The sequence below is a fragment of the Methylomonas koyamae genome, assembly GCF_019669905.1.
GTDB lineage: Bacteria > Pseudomonadota > Gammaproteobacteria > Methylococcales > Methylomonadaceae > Methylomonas > Methylomonas koyamae.
The window spans coordinates 1,790,940-1,809,158 of sequence record NZ_AP019777.1; the positions used below are offsets into that span (position 1 = coordinate 1,790,940).

The 18,219-nt window shown below is 58.4% G+C and carries 18 protein-coding genes; 11 read left to right on the forward strand and 7 right to left on the reverse strand.

Features of this window, described 5'->3' with window-relative positions:
• Positions 1–5 precede the first annotated feature (5 nt).
• Positions 6–554: a putative Fe-S cluster assembly protein SufT gene (sufT, locus tag MKFW12EY_RS08410; protein WP_054758613.1), complete on the forward strand. Its 549-nt coding sequence runs from the start codon at positions 6–8 to the stop codon at positions 552–554.
• 153 nt (positions 555–707) lie between these two features.
• Positions 708–1,595, forward strand: a complete 888-nt coding sequence (locus MKFW12EY_RS08415; protein WP_064022052.1) for a GGDEF domain-containing protein — start codon at positions 708–710, stop codon at positions 1,593–1,595.
• 48 nt (positions 1,596–1,643) lie between these two features.
• Here MKFW12EY_RS08415 and MKFW12EY_RS08420 read toward each other — a convergent pair whose 3' ends face one another.
• The 3 genes from MKFW12EY_RS08420 to mrcB form a co-directional block, all read right to left on the reverse strand.
• The gene (locus tag MKFW12EY_RS08420) at positions 1,644–2,117 is read right to left on the reverse strand and encodes a copper resistance protein NlpE (RefSeq protein WP_054758615.1); all 474 of its coding nucleotides are present in this window, start codon (positions 2,115–2,117) and stop codon (positions 1,644–1,646) included.
• A gap of 75 nt (positions 2,118–2,192) precedes the next feature.
• On the reverse strand, positions 2,193–2,816 hold the full coding sequence (lolA, locus tag MKFW12EY_RS08425; protein ID WP_054758617.1) for an outer membrane lipoprotein periplasmic chaperone LolA: 624 nt from the start codon (positions 2,814–2,816) through the stop codon (positions 2,193–2,195).
• 1 nt (position 2,817) lies between these two features.
• The gene (gene mrcB, locus MKFW12EY_RS08430) at positions 2,818–5,145 is read right to left on the reverse strand and encodes a penicillin-binding protein 1B (RefSeq protein WP_064025081.1); all 2,328 of its coding nucleotides are present in this window, start codon (positions 5,143–5,145) and stop codon (positions 2,818–2,820) included.
• Positions 5,146–5,305: 160 nt separating this feature from the next.
• On the opposite strand from mrcB, the gene MKFW12EY_RS08435 reads away from it, so the two are divergent.
• Together MKFW12EY_RS08435 and MKFW12EY_RS08440 are read left to right on the forward strand one after the other, a co-directional pair.
• Complete coding sequence (locus MKFW12EY_RS08435) at positions 5,306–6,532, forward strand: glutaredoxin family protein (RefSeq protein ID WP_221054362.1); 1,227 nt, start codon at positions 5,306–5,308, stop codon at positions 6,530–6,532.
• Positions 6,533–6,595: 63 nt separating this feature from the next.
• On the forward strand, positions 6,596–6,865 hold the full coding sequence (locus MKFW12EY_RS08440) for a PilZ domain-containing protein (RefSeq protein ID WP_054758732.1): 270 nt from the start codon (positions 6,596–6,598) through the stop codon (positions 6,863–6,865).
• 65 nt (positions 6,866–6,930) lie between these two features.
• Here MKFW12EY_RS08440 and MKFW12EY_RS08445 read toward each other — a convergent pair whose 3' ends face one another.
• Both MKFW12EY_RS08445 and queG read right to left on the reverse strand, forming a co-directional pair.
• Positions 6,931–7,434, reverse strand: coding sequence for a putative metalloprotease CJM1_0395 family protein (locus MKFW12EY_RS08445; RefSeq protein ID WP_054758625.1), 504 nt, complete (start codon positions 7,432–7,434; stop codon positions 6,931–6,933).
• A 55-nt stretch (positions 7,435–7,489) separates the two neighbouring features.
• Positions 7,490–8,557 (reverse strand): tRNA epoxyqueuosine(34) reductase QueG, encoded by a 1,068-nt coding sequence (gene queG, locus MKFW12EY_RS08450; protein WP_054758627.1) that lies wholly within the window; start codon positions 8,555–8,557, stop codon positions 7,490–7,492.
• Between the two features lie 156 nt (positions 8,558–8,713).
• On the opposite strand from queG, the gene MKFW12EY_RS08455 reads away from it, so the two are divergent.
• The 7 genes from MKFW12EY_RS08455 to MKFW12EY_RS08485 all read left to right on the forward strand — a co-directional run bounded on the left by MKFW12EY_RS08455 (position 8,714) and on the right by MKFW12EY_RS08485 (position 16,873).
• Positions 8,714–10,177 (forward strand): bifunctional ADP-dependent NAD(P)H-hydrate dehydratase/NAD(P)H-hydrate epimerase, encoded by a 1,464-nt coding sequence (locus tag MKFW12EY_RS08455; RefSeq protein ID WP_054758629.1) that lies wholly within the window; start codon positions 8,714–8,716, stop codon positions 10,175–10,177.
• On the forward strand, positions 10,174–10,644 hold the full coding sequence (gene tsaE / locus MKFW12EY_RS08460; RefSeq protein ID WP_054758632.1) for a tRNA (adenosine(37)-N6)-threonylcarbamoyltransferase complex ATPase subunit type 1 TsaE: 471 nt from the start codon (positions 10,174–10,176) through the stop codon (positions 10,642–10,644). Before MKFW12EY_RS08455 ends, tsaE begins: the two co-directional genes overlap by 4 nt.
• A gap of 35 nt (positions 10,645–10,679) precedes the next feature.
• On the forward strand, positions 10,680–12,215 hold the full coding sequence (locus tag MKFW12EY_RS08465) for an N-acetylmuramoyl-L-alanine amidase (protein ID WP_221054363.1): 1,536 nt from the start codon (positions 10,680–10,682) through the stop codon (positions 12,213–12,215).
• 98 nt (positions 12,216–12,313) lie between these two features.
• Positions 12,314–14,206: a DNA mismatch repair endonuclease MutL gene (gene mutL / locus MKFW12EY_RS08470; RefSeq protein WP_221054364.1), complete on the forward strand. Its 1,893-nt coding sequence runs from the start codon at positions 12,314–12,316 to the stop codon at positions 14,204–14,206.
• Positions 14,207–15,145 (forward strand): tRNA (adenosine(37)-N6)-dimethylallyltransferase MiaA, encoded by a 939-nt coding sequence (gene miaA / locus MKFW12EY_RS08475; protein WP_221054365.1) that lies wholly within the window; start codon positions 14,207–14,209, stop codon positions 15,143–15,145.
• Positions 15,138–15,737 (forward strand): 5-formyltetrahydrofolate cyclo-ligase, encoded by a 600-nt coding sequence (locus MKFW12EY_RS08480; RefSeq protein WP_054758638.1) that lies wholly within the window; start codon positions 15,138–15,140, stop codon positions 15,735–15,737. Before miaA ends, MKFW12EY_RS08480 begins: the two co-directional genes overlap by 8 nt.
• Positions 15,731–16,873 (forward strand): type III PLP-dependent enzyme domain-containing protein, encoded by a 1,143-nt coding sequence (locus MKFW12EY_RS08485; RefSeq protein ID WP_342394034.1) that lies wholly within the window; start codon positions 15,731–15,733, stop codon positions 16,871–16,873. Before MKFW12EY_RS08480 ends, MKFW12EY_RS08485 begins: the two co-directional genes overlap by 7 nt.
• Positions 16,874–16,882: 9 nt before the next feature.
• On the opposite strand, the gene MKFW12EY_RS08490 is transcribed toward MKFW12EY_RS08485, so the two are convergent.
• Together MKFW12EY_RS08490 and MKFW12EY_RS08495 are read right to left on the reverse strand one after the other, a co-directional pair.
• Positions 16,883–17,275, reverse strand: coding sequence for a hypothetical protein (locus MKFW12EY_RS08490; protein WP_054758734.1), 393 nt, complete (start codon positions 17,273–17,275; stop codon positions 16,883–16,885).
• 11 nt (positions 17,276–17,286) lie between these two features.
• On the reverse strand, positions 17,287–18,216 hold the full coding sequence (locus MKFW12EY_RS08495; protein ID WP_245006470.1) for a class I SAM-dependent methyltransferase: 930 nt from the start codon (positions 18,214–18,216) through the stop codon (positions 17,287–17,289).
• Between the last annotated feature and the right edge of the window lie 3 nt (positions 18,217–18,219).

Consider the following 18,219-nt stretch of genomic DNA (forward strand, 5'->3'; position numbering starts at 1 on the left):
TCGTTATGGCAGACAGAGAAGTTGTTTTTCTAACCCGGGACGTCAATATCGTCACGATACCGGACGGCAACCACGGTACCTTGCAAAAGGGCCAGGAAGTGACGATACACCAATCGCTCGGCAGCAATTACACGGTCGTGACCGACTACGGCCACATGGTCCGCATCGCCGGTAGCGATGCCGATGCGTTGGGCAAGGAGCCGCAACATCTGCAAACCCTGGTATCGAAAACCGACCGCCAGGCGGTGGAACAGAATTGCTGGGAAGTGCTGAAAACCGTCTACGACCCGGAAATTCCGGTCAATATCGTCGATTTGGGCCTGGTTTACGGTTGCGACGTCACCGGCAACGCCGAGGGCGGTAACGACGTGCATATCCGGATGACGCTGACTGCGCCCGGTTGCGGCATGGGGCCGGTGATTCAAAGCGATGTCGAGAAATCGATCCGCGCTTTGCCCGGCGTCAGCTCGGTGCAGGTCGAAGTGGTCCTGGATCCGCCCTGGTCGCGGGAAATGATGTCGGAAGTGGCTCAGGTCCAATTGGGCCTGTTTTAGCCGGCCGAAATATACAGCGGCGGAAAATTGCCACTGCGTTTTTTTGAGGTGGATATATTTTGTTTAACTATTTGTTTTAAAAAATATAAATAGTGTTGGCACGGTGTTGGCTTGATTGGTCTCGAACATTGATTCCAGATTCGAGGAAGCGTCATGAAAGAGAAAGCCGCCGAATTAGCCGTTGTCAGCAACAAAACCTTTGCCGCGTCGACAGCCGTTAATCTGCACCACTACGATATCAGTAGCGCGTTGCAGACCACTTTGGAATTCGACGAGCTGATCGCGATATTTTGCAACAAGATTCAGCACACCATACCGCATAACGGCGTCGAATATACCAATCCTGAATTCGACTTGGAATACAAACGCGGCGTATTGGCCCGCCATTCCTGCTCTTATGCGTTAAAAGTGGAAGAACAACAACTGGGCGAGTTGAAGTTGACCCGCAGCCAACGTTTCAGCAAGGATGAGCTGAAACTGCTGGAAAGCCTGTTGTGCTGTTTGATCTACCCGCTGCGCAACGCCACGCTGTTTCAACAAGCGTTGAAAATGGCCTTCACCGACCCGTTGACCAAGGCCAACAACCGTACCGCGTTCAACGACAGTCTACTGCGCGAGATCAAACGCGCTCACCGCAGCGGCAGCCATTTGTCGTTGATCTTCGTCGATGTCGACCATTTCAAATCGATCAACGACCAATACGGCCACGAATGCGGCGACTTGGCCTTGGCCTCGGTGGCCGCTTGGCTGAAAGAGAGCGTGCGCGGCAGCGACGCGGTTTACCGCTACGGCGGCGAGGAATTCGTGATTCTGCTTAGCGATACCGACATCGACGGTGCCATGGTGATCGGCGAGCGGATTCGGGCCGATATCGAGTCACATACCCTGGCCTACGGCATGGACGTGTTGAATTTGACTGCCAGCCTGGGCGTCGCTACCTTGAAAGGCGACGATACGTTCGATAGCCTGTTGAAGCGGGCCGACGCAGCAATGTATCAAGCGAAAAGGCAAGGCCGGAACCGGGTCGAAGCCGGTTTCTAGCCGGGATTTGCCGATGCGGCAAACATTGGCCGCATCGGCGTTAGCCGCTTAGTGGGCGTGAGCCGGTTCTTTTTCGGTAATCTCGTTGCGGCGCAGCACGTAACGTTCGGCCAGTTTGCCGGTGTAGAGGTTACCGGCGCTGTCCAACTGCGTCAGAAAATTGTTGCCGATCAAATACTGGTTACCGGGCACGCCTGCGTTCTTCGGTATTAAGGTGACGGTACGTTTTTTCTCGTCCCAGGTAAATTTGCCTTTCTCGACGAACTCGCGTTCCGAGCGGCCGGAGAACGTCGTCATCAATATATAACTGCCGTTTTTGTTCAAGCCCAGTTGGGTTTTAATGCCGGCGCAATCGGCACAGGGCAGGAAACCGTTATAGACCCCCAGCCAGGGATGTTCTTTCGCGGTGTGGTGGGCATGGGCCGGATCGTGGTCGGCGGCCTCTTCCGCCCGGGCCGGTGCTTGCACAGCGAACATTGCGGCCAACAGAAATAGACTCAGTTGCGGTTTGAAGTGTTGCATGTTTGCTCCTCGGCAAAAAGTGAAGGTCTTGTCGTTATCGGCGATTGCGGCTGCGTCAAGGCGAGGCCATCGCGCTTAATTTTCGAACACGTCGGCGCCTTTGGGCGGCTTAAAGTTGAACAAACTGTCGTCCAGCTTTTGGTTGAGCTGAATGTTGGAAAAATAGATCCGGGTCAGTTGGCCGAAATTGTCGCTGAGTTCCATGCCGCCGAGTTGGTTGCCGTTCATGCCGATCAGGATATATTTGAAACCGCTGTCCTCGTTCTTCGGCGATAACTTGACCCAATTCATGCCTTCGTCCTGGCCTTGTTCCTGCAGCACGAACTTTTCCTCGATATCGACCTGGCCGGTCAATAACAGCGCCGGCGTCGAGCCCAGCGAATCGTCAAGTTGCTTGACTGTGACTTGCTCCAGATCGGCATCGTAAAACCAGACTTTACCGCTGTTGGAAACGATTTCCTGCTCGAACGGTTTTAGATAATTCCAGCGGAATTTCCCCGGCCGACTCAAATAAAATTTGCCGCTGCTGGACTGGGCCGGACGGCCGCTTTTATCGAAACTGACTTGCTTGAAATCCGCAGCCAGCGACGCGCTGGCCGCCAGAAAGCTTTTCAGGCGGTTAATCGGCGCCTCGTCGGCGGCAACGTTGGCGATGGCGGCGATCGATAAAACCAGGGCGAAGCTTAAGTTACGTAGCATATTAAAAAGGGTTCAGATTATTGAGCCAGCTTTCGCCGGATTCCGCATTGGCGCCGCATTCGGCGAATTGGGTCGGCGCCGAACCTTCCACGAACGGCAGCAATTTGGCGCCGGGGCATGTTTCGCTGCTGAGCAGGCCGGTTTCCGGATCGATCCAGGTCATTTGGATGTTATCCGGCGGTACCAGACTGACCGGTTTTTTCGAGACCTGCCGCATCATTTCCGACCAAATTTGCAGCGCGCCGCTGCCGCCGGTCAAGCCGCTGGGTTTGTTGTCGTCGCGTCCAACCCAAACCACCGACAGAAAATCGCCGCTGAAACCGGCGAACCAGCTATCGCGCAATTGGTTGGTCGTGCCGGTTTTGCCGACCAGCGCCATTTCCTTCGGCAGGTAATTATACGCAGAGTGGCCGGTGCCGGCGTACATCACTTCCTGCAAGATGGTGTTGGTGATGAAGGTAGCCGCCGGATCGACCGCCTGCCGTACCGTCAGCGGATAGCTTTGCAGAGCTTTGCCGTCCGCCGCGTTTACGGCGCGGATCGAACGCAACGGCGTGGCGAAACCGTCGCCGGCCAGGGTTTGGTAAAGTTGGGTCACTTCCAGCGGCGTCAAGGGTTGCGCGCCCAACAGGAACGACGGGTACAAGTCCACCGGCCGGCTGACGCCCATATTTTTCAAGGTGTTGGCGACCTTGGCCAAACCGATGTCCATACCGATGCGTACCGTCGCCATGTTGTAGGAATGGGTCAAAGCAGTATGCAGCGGGACGATGCCGTGTTCGCGGTTGTCGTAGTTGTCGGGCGACCAGGATTTGCCGCGCTCGGCTTCGATGCTGATCTGGGTGTCGCTGACCGGAGTAGCGATGGTATAGCGGTCCGGGTATTCCAGCGCGGTCAGATACACCACCGGCTTGATCAGCGAGCCGATCGGCCGGACCGCGTCCAATGCACGATTAAATCCGGTGGACTCGGTTTTGCGGCCGCCGCTCAGCGCGACGATTTCGCCGCTATCGCGGCGGGTGACGATGGCGGCGCTTTCCAGGTCGTTGCTTTTCGGGCTCTTTTCGAGTTGCTTGAGTTTATTGGCGATCGATTGTTCCAGGATGTCCTGGATTCGGGTGTCCAGCGTCGTGACGATACGCAAACCTTCCGAGGTCAGGTCTTCTTCCTTATATTCCTGCTTCAACTGGCGTTTGACCAGATCGATAAAATCCGGGTAACGGTTAGCCGAACGGTGGATCACCGCCGCGACGCCTAGCGGTTGCTTCTTGGCTTCCGTGGCCTGCTGCTCGGTAATGTAGCCTTCGTTCAGCATCGAATCCAACACCAGATTACGCCGTTCCAGGGTATGTTCCGGCTTGCGGCGCGGGTCGTATTCGGACGGGCCGCGCACCAAGGCGACCAGCGTCGCGACTTGGTGCAGCGACAGCGTCTTCAACGACTGGCCGAAGTAAAATTCGCTGGCCAAGCCGAAGCCGTGCACGGCGCTGGCGCCGTCCTGGCCCAGGAAGATTTCGTTCAGATAGGCTTCCAGAATCTCGTCCTTGCTGTAGCGGTATTCCAGGATGAACGACATCAGGGCTTCTTTGAGCTTGCGGCGCAAGGTACGTTTCGGCGTCAGAAAGAAGTTTTTCACCAACTGCTGGGTGATGGTACTACCGCCTTGCACCATGCCGCCGGCCTTCAAGTTCGACCACATGGCGCGGGCGATACTTTTCGGCGACAGGCCGAAGTGGCTGTAGAAGTCGCGGTCTTCGGTCGACAGCAGGCCCTGCACCAGCGTCGGCGGCGCTTCGTCCAGTTTGATCAGAATCCGGTCTTCTTTACGGGTCGGGTAAAAACTGCCGATTTGCACCGGATCCATCCTTACGATCGCCAGGTTGGCGCCGGTGCCGGCGTCGGTCAGGCCGCCGATCGCTGCGCCGGCGAAGGCGACGCTGATTTTGCGGCTTTCCTGCGCGGTGTCGCCGAAATTGAAGGCGCGGGTGCGGACGTTGACGACATTGCCTTTGACGCTGTAAGAGCCTTCGCCGACCAATTGCGGGTCCTGCCGGTAATGCAATTCCAGCAATAAATCCTCGAAATTCTTGGCCGAAATTTCGTAACCGGCATACAGCTCGACCGGGCTGGCATAGACTCGGGCCGGGATCGACCAGCGCTTGCCTTCGAATTGTTGGCGCACGGTGTAATCCAGATAGCCGACGTAAACCGCCAATACGGAACCGGCGATGATCACCAGCGGAACCAGCAGGCGGAATAGCCAGGAGGTCCGGGATTTGGGTTTTCTGCGTCGAACGGTGGAACTGCGGGTTCTGGGTCTTCTGGCCATCAGGTCGGTTTGCTGCTTGCGCTGCGGCGATCGGCGGCGCGGATAATGGACGGGGCGGTCGCGGCGGCTTGCGCCGCGATGCGGTTGGCCTGTTATTATCTAATAAAATTGAAGGGGCTGCGACTTTGGCTGGCAGCCTTACGCTGTCGGAGAACCGTCCATGCTCGCTGCAATCCTCACGTTTCACGCGCACTCGGCCTGGCGCACCTTATGGCTCGGGCTGGGGTTACTGGCCTTGGTTTGCGTCAATTCGGCGCATGCCGCGGCAATTGCCCAAGCCGATATCGAAGCTTTCGTGCGCGATGGCTGCCCGCATTGCGAACGCGCCGAAGCGTTCCTGGCCGAGTTGCAGCGGGAACGGCCGCAGTTGAACATTCTGATCCGCAATGTCAGCCGCGAGCCTGACGCTTTGCGGCGCTTGCAAACCTTGGCAGAAGCGCAGAGTCCGCCAGCCCCGCTGCGGCTGCCCGCCTTCCGGGTCGGCGCCAAGCTGGTGATCGGTTATTCGGCCGAAACCGGCAACCAGTTGTTGCGCGAGGCGTTAGCGGCTACCCGGCCGGCGGACGCCGCCGCGGATGCAGCCGGCAGTTGCGAGGTGCAAACCGAGCAAACCTGCACCGCAGGCGATACCGCCAACCCGCTGGCGCCGGCCGAGCCGTTCGAACTGGCCTTGCTGGGGCAGCGGCTGGTGTTGGACGAGGTGGGGCTGCCGGCATTTACTATCGCGATGGGATTGTTGGACGGATTCAATCCGTGTTCGATGTGGGTGTTGATACTGATGGTATCGATGCTGGCGCCGATGCGGAACCGGCCGCGAATGTTGGCGGTTGCCGGAGCCTTCGTGCTGGTCGAAGGGCTGGCTTACTTCGTATTTATGGCGGCGTGGTTGAATCTGTTTTTATGGATAGGCTTGTCGCGCGCCTCGGAAATTGCGATTGCCGCGATTGCCGTTGCCGCCGGTGCGCTGAACCTGAAAGATTTCTGGGCCTTGGGCGTTGGGCCGTCGTTATCGATCCCGCAAGCGGCCAAGCCCGATATTTATGCGCGGATGCGGCGAATTTTGCAGGCGGACAATCTGTGGGGAGCGTTGGTCGGCGCGGTACTGCTGGCTATATTGGTGCAAATCGTCGAATTGTTCTGTACCTCCGGCTTCCCGGCTTTGTATACGCGAATATTGACCTTGCGCCAGTTGCAAGGCTGGGACTATTACGGCTATTTGCTGCTATATAATCTGGCGTATATGCTAGACGACATTGCGGTGCTGGCAGTGGGCGTCGTAACCTTGAGCCAGCAGCGCTTGCAACGCAACCAGGGCCGCTGGTTGAAATTGGCCAGCGGATTAGTGATGGTGGGCTTGGGCGTTTATCTGTTGGCCCGCGGCGGTTGAGCCGGCCGGGCTCGTGGCCGGATCGGTACCGGCTTAAATTTTAAGCAGAATTCAGGAGAATTCGTGATAGACAATAAGCGCAGGCATCCGCGTTTAAAACATCGCGCCAAAATCAAATTGATCGCGCCCGATGTGGCGGAGAGCATCGTGGAAATGCGGGATTTTTCGGAAACCGGTTTGTTTTTGCAGTGCGACCGGGCGTTGATTCCGCCTATGGGTACGCTATTGGAGGTGCAAACCACCGAATTCGACGACGCGCCGGTGCAGTTGGTCAAGGTGGTTCGCATCGATCCCGATTCCGGTTTTGCCGTCGAGTTCTGTAGCCGGGATTGATTGTATTTTTCGCCTCTGAAAGGCTTGCGCCGATTCGGCGGCCATTCCAATCCGGCAGCGCGGCATCAGGCATTCAAGTCTAGCGTAGCGCCTGGGGTTTCGGCGCGTTGCAGGTTCAGTAATTCGCTGCGGGCTTTGTTGGCCATCGCCGCGGCTCTGGCTGCGACGCTCTGGTCTTGCGCCGACGGATTGGCCGGCGCCAGCGCGGCGCGGCGGATAGTGTCGGCCTTTAGCAGCGTGGCTTGCGGATCGCCGGCCACTTCGGACACGTCGATACCGACATCGCCGCCGCTGGCGTAGCGTTGGCCGTCCGGGCCGGCCACATAATCGTAACGGGCGCCGCTGACGGCCAGATTGCCGGCGGCGCTCAGATGCGCCTGCTCGTGAGCTCGAACTTCGCGGTCGCGGGCTTTCAACTTCTCGACCAATTGGCGTTGTTCTTGGCTTAATTCGCCGCTGGCTGTTCCGTTGCCGGACGACTGTGGTGGTGTTTTCGGCGCGACCGGCCTTGACAGGCTTTGCGAGCCGTACAGGTTGAATGGATTATTCGACGCGGCGGTTATCAACATGCTCGTCACCGAAAACTTTAACTGGTTCGCAAATATACGCTTTACGCGTTAAAACTCAAGCGCCAGTCAAGCGGCGCAGCGCCCAATGGATGTGCTCAGCGACCAAATCGGAAGCCTGGTGCAGGCGCCGGTTTAGCGCCGCTATTACCTCCGGATCAGGCCGGCCGTTACCCAGCGCGGTGGCGATGTTGCGCAGCCAGCGCTGATGGCCGATGCGGCGAATTGCCGAGCCCTCGGTTTTCTGCAGAAATTCTGCCTCGTCCCAGGCGAACAATTCCAGCAAGGTGGCGTTATCCAAACGTTGGCGCGGCCGAAAGTCGGCTTCCGCGCTGAGTTTGGCAAACCGGTTCCACGGGCAGGCCAATTGGCAGTCGTCGCAGCCGTAAATCCGGTTGCCAAGCAAAGGCCGTAAATCTTCCGGAATCGGGCCGTGCAATTCGATGGTCAAATAGGATACGCAGCGGCGGGCATCGACCTGGTAAGGGCCGATGATGGCCTGAGTCGGACAGATATCGATGCAGGCCCGGCATAGTCCGCAATGGTTGTTTGCCGCTTGGTCTGCCGGCAGTTCCAGGTCGGTATAGATTTCGCCCAAGAAAAACCAGGAACCGGCACGGCGGTTGATCAGATTGCTGTGTTTGCCGATCCAGCCCAGCCCGGCCTTCTCGGCTATGGCTTTTTCCAATACCGGAGCACTGTCGACGAAAGCGCGGTAGCCGAACGGGCCGATGGCTGCCGCGATGTTGTCGGCCAGTTTTTGCAGCCGGTTACGCAGCAGTTTGTGGTAATCCCGGCCCAACGCGTAGCGCGAGACGAAGGCGGCGGCCGGATCGGCCAATAACACCTGGCTGCGGGCCGAGGGCTCCGGCAAGTAATCCATCCGGGCCGAGATAATGCTGCGGGTGCCTTCCTGCAACAGCGCCGGGCGGCTGCGTTTCAAGCCGTGCGCGGCCATGTAATGCATTTCGCCGTGGAAATCCTGATCCAGCCAGTTTTGCAGATGGGATTCGGCCTGGTGCAGGTCGGTGTCGCTGATGCCGATTTGTTGAAAGCCCAGCTCCAGGCCCCATTGTTTGATGCGGCAAGCTAATTGTTCGGGATCGAGAGAAACGGTCGGTGGCATATTGGTTAATATCGATGCGAGTCCGGTGCCGGCGCTATGTCGCGGTGCCGGCCCGAGCCTGAATGCAAAAAGCCATTTTGGCATAACTTCGCCGATTTCCGCCGGCCGAGGCCGGTTTGGCGATAAAATGGCGGGCTATCGCCTTCGGAATCGATTATGCAGCTTTCAACCGCCGCTCTTTACTCAACCGCGCAAATTCGTGCAGCCGAACGCCAAGCCATCGACCGGCTCGGCATACCGGGGCGGGAGTTGATGCGGCGGGCCGGCGCGGCGTTATTCCGGCATATCCGGCAGCGTTGGCCCGAAGCGGGAGAATTGACGGTATTTTGCGGCGCCGGCAATAACGGCGGCGACGGTTACGAAGTTGCCCGCCTGGCAATCGAGGCAGGTTGCCGGGTGACAGTATACGGATTGGCCGACCCCGAGCGCTTGCCGGAGGATGCGCTCAGCGCTTACCGGGACTTTTTGCAGGCCGGCGGTTGCGTTTCCGGGTTCGAACCGGGCCGCTCGACGATACCTGGTATCGTTGTCGACGCCTTGTTCGGGATCGGTTTAAGTAGGCCGGTCGCGGCGGCTTACTTGCCGGCGATAGCAGAGATCAACGCCGCGGCCGGTCCGGTGGTGGCGGTGGACGTACCGTCCGGCTTGCAAGCCGACACCGGCTGCATAATGGGCGAAGCGGTCGCGGCCGATCTGACCGTGACCTTCATCGGCCTCAAGCAAGGTTTGTTCACCGGCGCGGCGGCCGATTGCCGCGGCGAAGTGGTTTGCGACGATCTCCAGATTGGCGAAGTGTTGGAAGAGCTCGACCCGGCCTGCCGGTTGTTGACAGGCGTAGCCTTGCCCAAGCGCCAACGCAGCGCGCACAAAGGCCAGTTCGGCCACGTGTTATTGATCGGCGGCAACCACGGCTATAGCGGCGCGATTCGCTTGGCCGCAGAAGCGGCATTGCGCGCCGGCGCCGGTTTGGTCAGCGTTGCCACCCGAGCCGCGCACAGCGGCTTGGTCAATATCGCCCGGCCGGAACTGATGTGCCGGGCGGCGGAACAGGCCGGCGATCTGAATGATTTGCTGGAAAAAGCCACGGTTGTCGTGATAGGTCCGGGCTTGGGCCGCGACGCCTGGGCCCAAGCCATGTTCGACCGTGCCTTGGCTGCCGGCAAGCCCAGCGTGGTCGACGCCGACGGCTTGAATCTGCTGGCGCTGCGCAATTGCAGGCGCGACGATTGGGTGTTGACGCCGCATCCCGGCGAAGCGGCGCGCTTGTTGAACTGCGATACCCGGCAAATCGGCGGCGACCGCTTTGCGGCCGTTTCAGCACTGCAGCAACGTTACGGCGGGGTCGCGTTGTTAAAAGGCGCCGGGACGTTAATCGACGACGGCTTTAAGAATCATGTCGTCGTTGCCGGAAATCCGGGCATGGCCAGCGGCGGCATGGGAGACGTGCTGGCCGGGCTGATCGGCGGCTTGGTCGCCCAAGGTTTTACGTTAGGTCAGGCAGCGCTGGCCGGCGCACAGCTGCATGCCGCCGCGGCCGACAGCCTGGCCGCAGAATTCGGCGAACGCGGCCTGTTGGCCGGCGATTTGCCGCTCCGCATCAGAGAATTATTGAACCGATGAACATTACCCTGGAAAGCAGCGAAGACACCGAAGCCTTGGGCGCGGCATTGTGGCAAGCCTTACCCGAAAAATGCCTGCTGTATTTGCGCGGCGAATTGGGGGCCGGCAAAACCACGCTGATGCGCGGATTGCTGCGTGCGGCGGGCCATCGCGGCGCCGTGAAAAGTCCGACGTATACGCTGGTCGAAGAATACGCGGTTGCTGACCGGCGGGTGTTCCATTTCGACTTATACCGTTTAAAGGACCCGGAAGAATTGGAATGGATAGGCATGGACGATTATCTGAATACGGACGCTTTGTGTTGCATCGAGTGGCCGGAAATGGGGCAGGGGGTATTGCCGCCCGCCGATATCGAGATCGGTTTGCAGTACGCGCAACAGCAACGTGTCGCACAAATCAATGTGTTAGCTGAAAATTGTAGCGGAAAGATAAAACTAAACTGGAAAAACAAAGACCTACTGCTATAATCTCAACAATCTTGTCACTAGCGGTCGTGTCGGTTATGCAGCGAATTTATCGAATTTTCTGGATTTGGGGCTTATTGTTTCCCGCTTTTACGGCGGCGGCCCCAGCCGAATTAGGCGCGGTCAGCTATGCCTCGGCGGACCGTTTGGTATTCAACTTGTCCGGCCCGGTACGCCACCACGCTTTCGTTTTGAAAAGCCCGAGCCGTTTGGTGGTCGATTTCGCCGGCGCAAAAATGGCGCAAGCCATCAACCAGCCGCCGGCCGAACATCCGTTATTTGCCGGCGCCCGTAGCGCGATGCGCGCTGGCGGCGATTTGCGGGTGGTTGTCGAATTGAAAGCCGATGCGGATGCCAAAGTCACGGCGCAAGGCAATGCCCTGCAGATCGAGTTGGCGGCGAAGCCGCTGCCGGCTGCCGGCGAACCTGTGGCTGCTGCTCCTGGTAAAACCGTTGCGGTAGCCGCGGCACCGGCACAACCGGCGCCGGAAAAGTCGCCGAAACGATCCGAAGCGGCAATCAAACCGGTGGCATTGAAAACCGCCAATAAAGCCAAAGGCCGCAACATTGTCGTCGCAATCGATGCCGGCCACGGCGGCAAAGACGTCGGCGCGCAAGGTCCGAACGGCACCCAGGAAAAAGACGTGGTGTTCGCAATTGCCAAAAATCTGGAAAATCTGGTCAACGCTCAGCCCGGCATGAAGGCGGTGATGATTCGGAACGGCGATTATTTCGTCAAATTGAACGAACGCCGTCAGATTGCCCGCTCCGCCAAAGCCGATTTGTTCGTGTCCATCCATGCCGATGCCTTTAGCGACAGCCAGGCCCACGGCGCCTCGGTCTATACCTTGGCGACCAAAGGCGCTTCCAGTGCCGGTGCCGGTTGGTTGGCCGCCAGCGAGAACGCGGTCGACGGTTCTGGCGGCGGCGAAGACCGCGATGAAACCTTGGCTTCGGTGTTGATGGATTTGTCCAGCAAGGCCGCCAAAGAGGCCAGCCAGAATGTCGGCAATAAAGTCTTGAGAAGCGTCAAGGGCGTCGGCCATTTGCACCGCAGCGCCGTGCAGAAAGCCGGATTCGTCGTGTTGAAATCGCAAGAAATTCCGTCGATTCTGGTCGAAACGGCGTTTATCTCGAATCCGGAAGAAGAGCGGCGCCTGACCAGCAGGGCCTATCAATATAAAATGGCGGCGGCGGTGTTCAACGGTATTGTCGGCCACTTCAAACAATACGCGCCGGCCGATACGCTGATGGCGCAATTGAACCGTTCCGCCAAAGTGCCGCGTATGGTCGCGCTCAATAAGGTACCGGATGAGCGGCCGCTTCCGGCGGCGGCCAAGCCGAGAAGCGAACCGAAAGCCTTGTTGGCTGACAACGACGCGGTACCGGCCGAGTCAAATTCGCCGGTGGCCAGCGCCAGTGCCGCTACTCAGCATGTGATCAACCGCGGCGAGACCTTGTCCGGCATCGCCCAGCAGTATGGCGTTTCGATGCGGGCATTGCGTCTGGCCAATTCGATGAACGACGGTAACGTCCGCGTCGGCCAGGTGTTGCAAATTCCGCACGATAGCTGACGCTCGGTTGTCGATTTTCTGATCCGCTACGGGGCGAATCATTTCGCCCCGTTTCATTTCGATCCGCTAAAATACGCGCTTTTTTGCGGGCGCCACCGATGCGGATTCACGCTTTACCCACCCAATTGGTCAATCAAATCGCCGCCGGCGAGGTGGTCGAGCGGCCGGCGTCGGTGGTCAAGGAATTGGTGGAAAACTGCTTCGACGCCGGCGCCAGCCAAATTCAAATCGACGTCGAACAGGGCGGCATTCGCCAAATCAAGATTCGCGACAACGGTTGCGGCATCGTCAAGGACGATCTGGCGTTGGCTCTGTCGCGGCATGCCACCAGCAAGATCGCCTCGCTCGACGATTTGGAGCATGTCGCCAGCATGGGTTTTCGCGGCGAGGCCTTGCCCAGCATCAGTTCGGTGGCGCGCTTGACTTTGATTTCCCGTACCGCCGACGCCGACTGCGCTTGGCAAGTCAGCGCCGACGGCACCGAAAAAAATTTCGATCCGCAACCCGACCCGCATCCGCCCGGCACCACCGTCGATGTGCGCGACCTGTTTTACAACACGCCGGCCCGGCGCAAGTTTTTAAAAGCCGAAAAAACCGAATTCGGCCATATCGAGAGCCTGATTCAGAAACTGGCCTTGGCCCGCTTCGATGTTGGTTTTGTGTTAAGCCACAACCAGCGCGAAGTGCTGAATCTGAAACCGGCCGACACCCAAGCCGCTCAAGAAAAACGCATCGCCGCGATTTGCGGTGCGGCCTTTGTCGACAACAGCGTCAAGATCGATTTTGCCGCCTCCGGCCTGCGTCTGTATGGTTGGGTCGGCTTGCCGACCTTCTCCCGCAGCCAGCAAGACATGCAGTTTTTTTACGTCAACGGCCGCCTGATCAAGGACCGCCTGGTGGCGCATGCCGTGAAGCAGGCCTATCAGGATGTGCTGTACCACGGCCGGCATCCGGTGTTTGTGCTGTACCTGGAACTCGATCCGGCTTTGGTCGATGTCAACGCCCATCCGACCAAATTGGAAGTGCGGTTTCGGGAAGGGCGGATGGTGCACGATTTTCTGTTTCAGGCCTTGCACCGTAGTCTGGCCGAGCAACGGCCCGGAGCCCAGCCGTTGCCGCAGCGGATCGAGACGGTTCCGGAGCTTGCGGAACTGCCGCCATCGACCGCACCGCATAGAGCGCCGTTAAACCAACAAACGTTGTTACCGTTGACATTGCCGGAGCGAGAATCGGAGGAAAGCACTGCGCCGCGAACCGCCACGCCGGCGCAAGCTTTCGGCGCCTATCGTTATCCGCCCGAACGCGCGGTGATGCCGGATGTGGCCGAGCAAATCAAAGCCTACGGCAAGCTCTATCCGCAAGCTGGAGGCGATAGCGTCTCGGCAAAGCCGGCTGCCGATCCGGCGATGCCGCCCTTGGGTTTTGCCCTGGCCCACATCCACAATATCTACATCCTGGCCGAGACCGCCAACGGCATCATTTTGGTCGATGCCCACGCCGCCCACGAGCGGGTGACTTACGAGCGCCTGAAACAGCACTACCATAACCGGGCCATCGTCTCACAGCCGCTGCTGTTGCCGATCAAATTGCAAGTCACGGCCGCCGAGGCCGATCTGGCGGAGCAGGAGCACGAATTTTTTATGAACCTGGGTTTCGAAATCAACCGTTCCGGGCTGGAAACTGTGGTACTCAGAGCCACGCCGGCCTTGCTGGCTAAAACCGACGTCGACCAATTGGTAAGAGACATTTTGGCCGATTTGGCGACTCACGGCGTCAGCCATAAAGCCCAGGAAAGCATCAATCAAGTTCTGGCGACGATGGCTTGCCACGGTTCGGTGCGGGCCAAACGCAAGCTCAGCATCGAAGAGATGAACGCCTTGCTGCGCGATATGGAGCAAACCGAGCGTATCGGCCAATGCAATCACGGCCGACCGACCTGGGTGGCGCTGAGCCATCAGGATTTGGACCGGTTTTTCATGCGCGGCCAATAAATGAACGAATTGCAAAAACCGGCCGCCATCTTGTTGATGGGGCCGACCGCCTCCGGCAAGACCGCGCTCGGCGTGGCACTGGCGCAAGCCTTGGACACCGAAATCATCAGCGTCGATTCGGCGCTGGTCTATCGCGGCATGGACATCGGTACCGCCAAACCGACCCTGGCCGAGCGCGGCGGCGTGCCGCACCATTTAATCGATATTCTTGATCCCAGCGAAAGTTTTTCCACCGGCCAATTCCGCGATCGCGCTTTGGCACTGATGGCGGACATCACCGCGCGCGGCAAGCTGCCGTTACTGGTTGGTGGCACGATGCTGTATTTCAGCGCGCTGACCCAGGGTTTGGCGCAATTGCCGGCAGCCGATGCCGAGATTCGCCAGCGGCTGGATGACGAGTTGCAGACCTTGGGCAAGGAAGTGCTGCATGACCGCTTGGCGCAAGTCGATCCGCAAGCCGCGGCGCGGATACATGTCAACGACCCGCAGCGGGTACAACGGGCGTTGGAAGTCTATGAAATCAGCGGCCGGCCGTTGTCGAGTTTTTTTGACGCCGATCAACCGGCCGAGCATCCGTACCGGTTTATTAAAATCATCGTCGCACCGGAGCAGCGTAAAACCCTGCACGACAAAATTGCCGAGCGTTTCGATCTGATGTTGAAGCAAGGTTTTCTCGACGAGGTCCGGGTCCTATGGCAACGCGGCGATCTGGACGAAACCATGCCGTCGATCCGCTGCGTCGGTTACCGGCAAGCCTGGTCGTATCTGAACGGCGAATACGATCTGGCGACGATGCGCGACAAAGCCATCGTCGCCACCCGGCAATTGGCCAAACGCCAATTTACCTGGTTGCGTAAAGAACAGGATGCCCGGCATTTGCTTAGCGGTTCTGACGATTTACTCGACCAAGCTCTGAGTTATTGCCGCGAGTATGACTAAAGCCGAACAACGCCAAATTGCCTATGCGGCTCGCAACGCCCAAGCCGACAAGGATGCGGTCAGTGCCGAAATCTGCCGGCGTGTTTTGGAACAGTCCTGGTATCAAGCGGCGCGGACTGTGATGTGGTATCTGCATTGCCGTTCGGAAGTGCGGACGCTGGCGACCGTCATCGCCGAATTGGCCGGCGGCAAGCGCATTGTTGTGCCTTATTGCACGGTCGATGCCGAGGGGCAAAAACAGCTGGGTTTATGGCATCTGCAAGCCATCGACGAGTTGCAGCCGGGAATGTGGAATATTCTCGAACCGCCGCGCCAGCGCTGGCTGGATCCGGCAAAACAGGTGGGCGCCGAGGAACTAGATGTGGTCATCGTTCCCGGCGTGGCCTTTGACCGGCAAGGCGGACGCTTGGGTAACGGCGCCGGCTATTACGACAGGCTGTTGCAAAAAGTGCGTCCTGACGCGGTGCTGGCGGCAGTCTGCTACGAAGCGCAGTTGCTGCCGCACGTTGCGATGGAACGGCACGATATCTACATGGATCGGGTAATTACCGAGCGGGCGATTTATCCGGGCAAAGGTCGAGCCGGATGCTGAACGCTGCCGAATTGAAACAACGCATTTCCAGTTCCCCGGCCTTTGTGGTGGATGAACGTCAGGTGTTGGCCAATTTGCAGGCGTTGGCGGCATTGCGCGAGACAACCGGCTGTAAGGTTTTGTATGCAATTAAAGCCTTGCCGTTGGCAAGTTTACTGGAATCGATCAAATACCGAGTCGACGGTTTTTCGGTTAGCTCGTTGTTCGAAGCCAAGTTGGCGCAAGAAGTGTTGGCAGGTCTAGGCAGTATCCACTTGACCACGCCGGGGATACGTCCGGACGAATTCGGCGAACTGGTCGAATTATGCAGCCATATCAGTTTCAATTCCTTGCCGCAGTACCAGCGTTTACAGGGGGCGGACCATGGTTATTCGCCGGGTTTGCGGGTCAATCCTAAGCTGTCGTTTGCGGCGGATCGGCGGTTCGATCCGTGCCGGCCGCATTCCAAGCTCGGGGTCGATATCGAGTTGCTGCGAAACGGCCTGCCGGACGGTGTCGCAGGTTTGCAGTTTCATACCGTGTTTTCGTGTCGGGATTTGGCGCCGCTGCAAACTACCGTACTAGCCTTGCGGCCGTTGCTGGAGCGCAACCGGCAACTGCAATGGCTGAATCTGGGCGGCGGCTATCTGTACCAGGATATTGCCGATCTTGAGCCGCTGGCCGAATTGATCGGTGGGTTGCGCGCGGAGTTTGCCATCGACGTCTATCTGGAGCCGGGCAAGGCCATAGTCGGCAATGCCGGATATTTGCTGGCGACGGTGCTGGACCGCTTCGTCAGCGACGGTAAGGTCGTGTTGGTGCTGGATACTTCGGTCAACCACCATCCGGAGGTATTCGAATACCAAATCAGGCCGCGTTTGTTGGAGGAAGTTGCCGAGGGCGGTCAGTCCTCGATTTTGGCCGGTTCGACCTGCCTGGCCGGCGACGTATTTGGCGAATACCGTTTCGACCGCATTCCGGAAGTCGGCGAAAAACTGGTGTTTGCCGAGGTGGGCGCTTATAGCTTGATCAAGGCCAATCGCTTCAACGGATACAATTTGCCGGATGTGTACGCCGTGGATCAAACGGGGCTGGCGTTGCAGAAACGTTACGATTATTCCGATTACCGCCGGCAGTGGGGAGCAGGTTCCGTATAGCTTCGGCGCTTAGCGCTGGCCGTGCGGCGGGGTCGGCACCGGGTCGATATTGGATAACAGTCCTTCCATTTTCTGCACGCTGGCGTCGCAACCTTCGATGCTGGATCGCACCTTGGCCTTGAATCTTAAGCCCATGCTCTCGCCGTCGGCCTCGTGTTCCGCATATTCGTTCAGCAGATGGCAGGCGTCGTGCATTTCTTGTTCGGTATCTTCGAAATTATCGGTGTCCGGCAGCAAGTCGGAGTCGCTCAGCATCATCAACCGGCTGATGATGGCGTTTTGATGGCGGAATACCGATTCGGCGTAGTCGGCGAAACTGTCCATCCCGCTGTTGGCCGGCGCACCGGCGCAGCCGGCCAACGTAGCCAACAACGGCACCCATTTCAAACGCGGTAACAACATGAACGGCTCTTTTAGTTTTTGTGCGCGGTAAAAATGCAATACTCGGTCAGTTTTTCCGTGAACAGGCGATATTGCGCCAGGCCGACCAAATAATTGGCGGTTTGGGCTTTGGAACGTAGCCCTAGCCATTGGCTGATAGTTTGGACCGGTTTCAGGCGTTTGGCTACCTTGTACATATGCTCGACGGAAGCTCGGGTTTGCACGGTAATGTCGTGGCAGACGATATCGGAAAAGCCTTGCTGTTGCAGCAGGCCGTTGAATTCGTCGCGGCTGCACAAGTTGGGTACGGCCCAGCCGTTCAGGCAGGTTACCACCGCTTGCCATTGCTCGGCGCTGAACTGGCGCTGCAACACAAAGCCGTCGCAAACCACGATGCGGCCGCCCGGTTTCAATAGCCGCCATGCTTCCTTTAAAAAATCGCCCTTATTTAGCGCATGGCAGGAACTCTCCAAAGCCCAAACCACATCGAACGATGCATCGGCAAACGGCGTCGCGCAAAAATCCGCCACTTGAAAGTCCACTAATTCCGACACGCCATGGCGCTTGGCGTGGTTGCGGGCGTAAGCGGCCTGTTTGGCGCTGATCGTAATGCCGGTGACCCGATTGCCGTGTTGCTTGGCCATCCAGATGGTACTGCCGCCGATGCCGCAGCCGGCATCCAAAACCTGATCGCCGGGCTGGATGCCGGCTTTTTGGTACAGCACCTGATTTTTATTGAGCAGAGCCTGATGCTGGTCGTAAGGGAGGGCTGCGTCCCAATAGCCGTAATGCAAAGCCAGGTTGTCGCGGTTGCACCAGGCGAACAGATAATCGTTATAACAATCGTCGTAGTGCTTGGCGGCGTCGGCTTGCAGTTCGGCGGTGGATAGCTCGGCGCCGTGGCGTAGGCTCTGGTCGCGGTAATCCTGGTTCGGTTCTAGCGTGTAAATCGTGGCTGGCATCAA